Source organism: Mesorhizobium sp. M7A.F.Ca.CA.001.08.2.1 (assembly GCF_003998455.1).
Classification (GTDB): Bacteria; Pseudomonadota; Alphaproteobacteria; order Rhizobiales; family Rhizobiaceae; genus Mesorhizobium; species Mesorhizobium ciceri.
In genome coordinates, this window is the sequence record NZ_RZPW01000781.1 from 1 (window position 1) to 2,799 (window position 2,799).

The 2,799-nt window shown below is 62.8% G+C and carries 2 protein-coding genes and 1 pseudogene; 2 read left to right on the top strand and 1 reads right to left on the bottom strand.

Translation table 11 applies throughout. From position 1 onward, the window contains the following. Positions 1-199: 199 nt before the first annotated feature. Positions 200-988: a GGDEF domain-containing protein gene (locus EN914_RS30780; RefSeq protein WP_024505018.1), complete on the top strand. Its 789-nt coding sequence runs from the start codon at positions 200-202 to the stop codon at positions 986-988. Between the two features lie 134 nt (positions 989-1,122). Continuing rightward, the gene (locus EN914_RS30785; protein WP_013532433.1) at positions 1,123-2,349 is read left to right on the top strand and encodes an anion transporter; all 1,227 of its coding nucleotides are present in this window, start codon (positions 1,123-1,125) and stop codon (positions 2,347-2,349) included. A 75-nt stretch (positions 2,350-2,424) separates the two neighbouring features. Here EN914_RS30785 and EN914_RS30790 read toward each other — a convergent pair. Next, positions 2,425-2,799, bottom strand: a pseudogene (locus EN914_RS30790) (TetR family transcriptional regulator); the annotation flags it as partial.

Here is a 2,799-nt window from a genome sequence, read left to right on the forward strand (position 1 = left end):
CCTTCACACTTTGAAACAGGATGGCTGCTTTCCAGCGGCCGTCCTGTGGCGTCTGCGCAAGCGTCTGTCGCAAGTCATAGGCAGGGGCTGGTTGGCCGGTGGATTTGATTCCGCCGCCGACATCGAATTGGAGGGAAAGTCTTATCAATTTGTTTGGGTTGGTGCGTCATAGTAGCGACGGCTAACGGAGTTGAACGCGATGAAGCTCGATCTGTCGCCGACGAGCTGGGGCAGGGTGATCGCTGTCACGGCAGTCGGTACGGCATTCTTCATTGCCGTGGCGTTCTTCGTCGATTCCTTCAATTTTCCCTATCTTTCGCCCGAGGCCGTGTGGCGGGCGCAGATGACCGACCTGATGCTGCCTTTGGTGCTGGGCGGCTCGTTTCTGTTTTTCCTGACGTGGAAGATTCGCCAGCTGGCCATCGCGCAGCGCGATCTCAGCGTCATCGCCGCGACCGACAGCCTGACGGCGGTGCTGAACCGTGGCGCCTTCTCGATGCTGGTCGAAGCCTATCTCGAGCAGACCCGCAAGCAGGAGCAGACCCGTTCGGGGGCGCTGCTGATCATCGACGCCGACCACTTCAAGTCGATCAATGACCGCCTGGGCCATGATTGCGGCGATCAGGCGCTCAAACTGATAGCGCAGGCGATCAAGGGGCAACTGCGTGGCGGCGATATCGTCGGCCGCATCGGCGGCGAAGAATTCGGCGTGTTTCTGCCCGGCGTGGATCCCTCGCAATCCTGGGTGGTTGCCGAAAGCATCCGCCGGCGTATCAGGGAGATGGAATTCTCACCCGGCGGCAGGCCTTGTCCGCTTTCCGTCAGCATCGGCGGCACAAGCTTTACCGGCCCGATCACCTATGAGGAAATCTTCTCCGCTGCCGACAAAAGGCTTTACACGGCCAAGTCGAACGGACGCGATCAAGTCAGCTTCGATCCGGCGGGCGCCACTCCGGTATCTCCGCCCAGCGTCGCCACCGTGCATTGACAAGACCCTTGGGCACAGCACGCTGATTTGTGCAGCCTATCGCGCAAACGGCGCTTTCGCTTTGCCGACATCACGCTAAATGTGGTGCCCGGTGCCCCGTCGGGGCTGGATGGATCGGGCAGGGCCTTCTTCGCATGACATTGATGGGCGCGGCGGCACTGCTGATCCTGATCCTGACTTACGCCGGTGTCGCCATTGGCCGCATCCCCGGCCTGCGCCTCGACCGGGCAGGGATCGCGCTTCTCGGCGGGGCCGCGATGATCGCCATCGGCGCGCTCAGCATGGAGGATGCGTACCGGGCGATCAATTTCGACACCATCACGCTTCTGCTCGGCATGATGATCGTGGTGGCGCATCTAAAAGTGTCGGGCGCCTTTCGTGGCCTTGGCGCCGTCGCCATCGAGCACGCGCATGCGCCCTTCATGCTCTTGGTGATGGTGACGCTGCTGACCGGCGTGTTGTCCGCCTTCCTGGTCAACGACGCCATCTGCCTCGTCATGGCGCCGATCGTCGTCCACGTCACCCGCGTGATCAAGCGCAACCCGATCCCCTATCTGATCGCCACCGCCACCGCATCGAATTGCGGCAGCGTCGCAACCATCACCGGCAATCCGCAAAACATGGTCATCGGTGCACTGTCGGGCATTTCCTATCCGGCGTTTTCGGCAGCGCTGGCTCCGGTCGCCCTGTTCGGCCTCGTCGCGGTCGTTGTCATCATCCGCATTGTCTTCCGGGCCGAATTCGCCCGCACCGTCCAATTGACGCCCGAGGTCTCGCGGGGCCGCATGCACAAGGGGCAGGTGCTGAAGGCGGTGGTGGTCTGCATCGGACTGGCAATTGCCTTCTTCGCTGGCGTGCCTGTCGCCAAGGCCGCACTCATCGGCGGCGCCATCCTCTTGCTCACCCGGGCCATCAAGCCGGAGCGCATCTACCGCGAGATCGACGGTCCGCTGCTGTTCATGTTCGCCGGTCTGTTCGTGGTCGTCGCCGGCGCCGAAAAGACGCTTCTTTCGCCAGACATGATCGCTTCGGCCAGGAATCTCGGGCTGGACGACGTCTGGCGGCTGTCCGGCTTCACTGCGGTGCTTTCCAACATCATGAGCAATGTTCCGGCCGTGCTGGCGCTGCGGCCCTTCATACCCGGCCTCGAAAACCCCGAGCGCGCCTGGCTGGTCGTCGCCATGAGCTCGACGCTGGCCGGCAATTTCACGCTGCTGGGTTCGGTCGCCAACCTGATCGTCGCCGAACAGGCACGCGCCGCCGGCACGACGCTGTCGTTCGGCGCTTTTTTCAAGGTCGGCTTGCCTTTGACGCTGATAACGCTGGCCGCCGGCACCGCATGGCTGGCTTTCGGTTTCTAATGCATGTCGCCCAAAAGTGGCCCCGTTTTGGGGCAACGACATGCATAAAACCAAAGGCTTAAAGCGCGTCGCGCTTTAGACCTGACTGCCTGAAAGTCGCGCCCGCACCAGCGTCGCCGCGGCGCGTCCGGCCGCTTCGATGTAATCGGGGTTGCGGTGGATCAGCATGATCGAAAAGCAGCCGTCGATCAAAAGCACGATCTCGCGCCCCAGGGTTTGCGGCTCCGCGACGCCATGGTCCGACAGGGCGCCGGCCAGCCATGTTTCGAAATTCAGCTTGTGCCGCGCGCCCACCTTGACCGCCGGATGTCCGGGCATCGAGGCGAGTTCGGCGGCCGTGCGCAGGAAGCCGCATCCTTTCCATTTCGGGTGGCGAGCGGACCTCGCCAGATTGGTGAAGATCGCCTCGACCTTGCGATCCGCGCCGCCTTCGGCAGCCTCGAACCAGCC

Excerpts from the sequence above, each read along its gene's own strand:
- EN914_RS30785 (WP_013532433.1), top strand. The coding sequence starts at position 1,123 with ATGACATTGATGGGCGCGGCGGCACTGCTGATCCTGATCCTGACTTAC.
- EN914_RS30780 (WP_024505018.1), top strand. The coding sequence starts at position 200 with ATGAAGCTCGATCTGTCGCCGACGAGCTGGGGCAGGGTGATCGCTGTC.